This window comes from Streptomyces griseoruber, from assembly GCF_001514205.1.
Taxonomy (GTDB): Bacteria; Actinomycetota; Actinomycetes; order Streptomycetales; family Streptomycetaceae; genus Streptomyces; species Streptomyces griseoruber.
Map to the genome: position 1 here is coordinate 1 of NZ_KQ948797.1, position 4,334 is coordinate 4,334.

Here is a 4,334-nt window from a genome sequence, read left to right on the forward strand (position 1 = left end):
AGCACCGCCGCTACTGGCTCGACACTCCCGAACCCGCCCCCGACAGCCCCTCCGTCGACGAGGTGGACGCCCGCTTCTGGGAGGCGGTCGAACGCGAGGACCTGGAAGCGCTCGCCGACACCCTCGACCTGGCGCCGGAACGGCGCGACGCACTCGACACGGTGGAACCGGTGCTGCCCGTTCTGGCGGAATGGCGTCGGCGCAGGCGGGAGAGCGCCGCGCTGGACTCCTGGCGGTACGCGGTGACATGGCGACCGACCGGCGCATCGGCGGCTGGGGCCGGCCCGTTGGCATCGCACTGGCTGGTCGTGCTGCCGGGCGACGACGGCACTGCCGAAGCCACCGCACAGGAGTTGGTCGAGGGGCTGCGCGGGCACAGGGACGTCGAGGACGTCGTCACGGTCGCCCTCGACGTGACGCGGGCGGACCGGGCAGTTCTCGCGGACCGTCTCCGCGAGGCCTTCGAAGGGAACCCGCACATCGGCGGCGTACTCAATCTGCTTCCCCTGGCACCTTGCGGTGACCGCCCCGTCGCAGAGCCGTGCCCCTCCGGCGTGCCCGAGGCCGTCACGGCCACCTTCCTGCTCATGCAGGCCCTCACGGACACGAAGGCCGACACACCGCTGTGGACGGTCACCCGGGGAGCGGTCAGCGTGCCCGGCCCCGCCGCGCCGCAGGCCGCCGGTCCGCTGCCCGAGCAGGCGGCCGTCTGGGGTCTCGGCCGGGTCTACGGGCTCGACCATCCCCGGCGCTGGGGAGGCCTCATCGACCTCCCCGCGCCTCCTGGCGAGGAGGACGCGTCCGGCCAGGGGGGCGCGGGACTCGGTACCCGCGGCCGGGACCGGTTCCTCACCGCCCTGGCGGGTGACGAGGACGAGGACCAGTTCGCCGTACGCGAGGACGGACTGTACGTACGCCGCATGGTCCGCAAGCCGGTCGAAGCCGAGACGGGCGAGCGGCGCACCGTCGGCTTCACCGGGACGACGCTCATCACCGGCGGCACCGGAGCCCTCGGCGCACACCTGGCCCGACGGCTGGCCGCCACCGGTGCCGGGCATCTGCTGCTCGTCAGCCGCCGGGGGCCGGACGCTCCCGGCGCGGACGGACTGGAGCGGGAACTCACCGCGCTCGGCGCCCGCGTCACCATCGCCGCCTGCGACATCACCGACCGGGAGGCCCTGGCCCAGTTGCTGTCGGGCGTGCCGGAGGACGCGCCGGTCACCGCCGTGGTGCACGCGGCCGGCACCGAGCCGCCGGCCGTCGCGATCGGGGACACGGACCACGACGCCCTGCACGAGGTGATGCGCGCGAAGATCGCGGGCGCCCTGCACCTCGACGCGCTGCTCGGCGACCGTCCGCTGGAAGCCTTCGTCCTGTTCTCGTCGGGCGCGGGCGTCTGGGGCGACGGAGGCCACGCCGGTTACGCGGCGGCCAACGCCTACCTCGACGCGTTCGCCGAGTGGCGCCGCGGCCGAGGCCGGACGGCCACCTCCCTCGCCTGGGGTGCCTGGGCCGGCGGCGGCATGGTGCACGAGTCCGAGGGCGACCGGCTGCGCCGCTACGGCGTGCCCACGATGGACCCCGAGGTGGCCGTGGGCGCCGTACAGCAGGCCCTCGCCCACGACGAGACCGTCCTGGTCGTCGCCGACGTGATCTGGGAACGGTTCGCGGCGACCTACTCGGCCGCCCGCCGCCGGCGCCTCTTCGACGAGATCCCGGAGGCCCGGCTCCTCGACGCCGCACAGGTCCCCGTCGGCGTGGCCGAGGCCGACGCCGGGGCGGTCGGTCCGGCGCGCTCGTTCGCCGACCGGCTGGCCGGCGTGAGCCGGGCCGAGCAGGAACGGACCGTGCTCCAGCTCGTACGGACGCAGGTCGCCGCGGTTCTCGGCCATGACGGGACCGGTGCCATCGGCCCCGGGCACGCCTTCCGCGATCTGGGATTCGACTCCCTGACCGCGGTGGAGCTGCGCAACCGGCTGAAGGAGGCCACAGGTCTCGGTCTGCCCGCCACTCTGGTCTTCGACCATCCCACCCCGGCCGCCCTCGGCGCACGCCTGCTGTCCGAACTCGCCCCGCCGACGGCAGGGGCGGAGGCGGGGGATCTCACGCCGCTCGAGGCGTTGGAGGCGGCCGTCGCCGCGCTCGACCCCGCCGACGACGTCTCCCGCACCAGGATCACCACCCGGCTGCAAGCGCTGCTGTGGCGCCTGTCGGAGGGGCCGGTGGAGACACCGGTCGGCGGGGATCCCGACGACGCACTGCTCGAGGTCGTCTCGGACGACGAGATGTTCGACCTGATCGACAAGGAACTCGGCCTCAACTAGACCGCCGGCGGGGCGGTGTACTCCCCCCTGGCCGCCCCGCCCGGCTTCAACCCTTCCCCACCGCACCATCCCGCACCGAACCACCCCGTCCGACCGCCCGGTTGCCAACGCCGCAGCCGCACGGGAGACTTCAAGCCTTCGGGCCTGCTCTAGGGACTGATGACGTTCATGGCTAACGAGGACAAGCTCCGCGACTACCTCAAGCTGGTCACTACCGACCTTCGGCAGACCCGCCGACGCCTCCAGGAGGTCGAGGCCCGACAGCAGGAGCCCATCGCCATCGTCTCGATGAGCTGCCGCTTCCCCGGCCACGCGCACACTCCCGAGGGCTTCTGGGACATGCTGGTGGCGGGCGTCGACACCGTCTCCGAACTGCCCGCGAACCGAGGCTGGGACCTGGAGAACCTGTACCACCCCGACCCGGAGCACCAGGGCACGAGTTACACCCGCTCCGGCTCGTTCCTCTACGACGCCGCCGACTTCGACCCCGCGTTCTTCGGAATCTCGCCGCGCGAGGCGACGATGATGGACCCACAGCAGCGGCTGCTGCTGGAGACGTCCTGGGAGGCACTGGAACGGGCCGGGATCGACCCGGGCACCCTGCGCGGCGAGAAGGCGGGCGTGTTCGTCGGCAGCAGCGACCAGGGGTACGGGGCCGCTGCCGCGCGGGCCCGGGACCGTGTCGAGGGACACATGCTGACGGGCGGCTCCGGCGCGGTGCTGTCCGGCCGCATCGCCTACACCCTCGGCTTCGAGGGCCCCGCTGTCACCGTCGACACCATGTGCTCCTCGTCGCTGGTGGCGCTGCACCTCGCCGTCCAGGCTCTGCGCCAGGACGAGTGCCGCCTCGCCCTCGCCGCCGGCGCCACCGTCATGGCCGGCCCCCGGAACTTCGTGGAGTTCAGCAGGCAGCGGGGGCTTGCGCCGGACGGTCGGTGCAAGCCGTTCGCGGCGGGGGCGGACGGTACCGGCTGGGGTGAGGGTGTGGGGGTGTTGCTGCTGGAGCGTTTGTCGGACGCCCGCCGCAACGGTCATCCGGTGCTGGCGGTGGTGCGTGGCTCGGCGGTCAACCAGGACGGGGCGAGCAACGGTCTGACGGCGCCCAACGGTCCTTCGCAGGAGCGGGTGATCCGCGCCGCGCTGGCCAACGCCCGTCTGAGCGCGGACCTCGTGGACGCGGTGGAGGCGCACGGTACGGGCACCACCCTGGGCGACCCGATCGAGGCACAGGCGCTGCTGGCGACCTACGGCCAGGATCGCGAAGAACCACTGCGGATGGGCTCTCTCAAGGCCAACATCGGTCATCTACAGGCGAGTTCGGGCGTCGCCGGCGTCATCAAGATGGTCCTCGCCATGCAGCACGGCGTTCTGCCGAAGCTGCTGCACCTGGACGAGCCGACACCGCACGTCGACTGGTCGTCCGGAGCGGTCGGACTCCTCACGGAGAACGAGGAGTGGCCCGAGACCGGCCGCCCCCGCCGCGTGGGCGTGTCCTCCTTCGGCGGCAGCGGCACCAACGCCCACGTGATCCTGGAGCAGGCGCCGGAACCCGACCCCGGGACACCGGAACCGGAGACCACCGACGACACCAGGGCACCGGTGTTCGTGGCCGACGGCGCGGTTCCGTGGGTGGTGTCGGGTCGTGGTGCAGAGGGGCTCGCCGGTCAGGCGGGGCGTCTGGCGTCGTACGTGGAGTCGGCGGGTGAGGATGTCCGGCCGGTGGACGTGGCGTGGTCGCTGGCCGCCACACGGGCCGCGTTCGAGAACCGGGCCGTCCTCCTCGGCACGGATCGCAGCGAACTCCTGTCCGAACTGGGGGACTTGGCGGCCGACCGTACCGTCCTGGGAGCGGTGACCGGGAACTTCGACGTAGTACCCGACGGCACGGTGTTCGTCTTCCCGGGGCAGGGGGCGCAGTGGGCGGGTATGGGGCGTGAGTTGTGGGATGTCTCGCCGGTGTTCGCGGCGTCGATGGAGGCGTGTGAGGCCGCGTTGGCGCCGTATGTGGGC

2 protein-coding genes are annotated in these 4,334 nt (G+C 72.9%); both read left to right on the top strand.

Translation table 11 applies throughout. The features are described 5' to 3' along the window. Positions 1-2,324, top strand: a 2,324-nt coding sequence (locus tag AQJ64_RS43870) for an SDR family NAD(P)-dependent oxidoreductase (protein WP_059203540.1), incomplete at its 5' end; no start/stop codon positions are given. Between the two features lie 168 nt (positions 2,325-2,492). After that, a partial coding sequence (locus AQJ64_RS43875; RefSeq protein ID WP_159060352.1) for a type I polyketide synthase occupies positions 2,493-4,334 on the top strand: 1,842 nt, incomplete at its 3' end.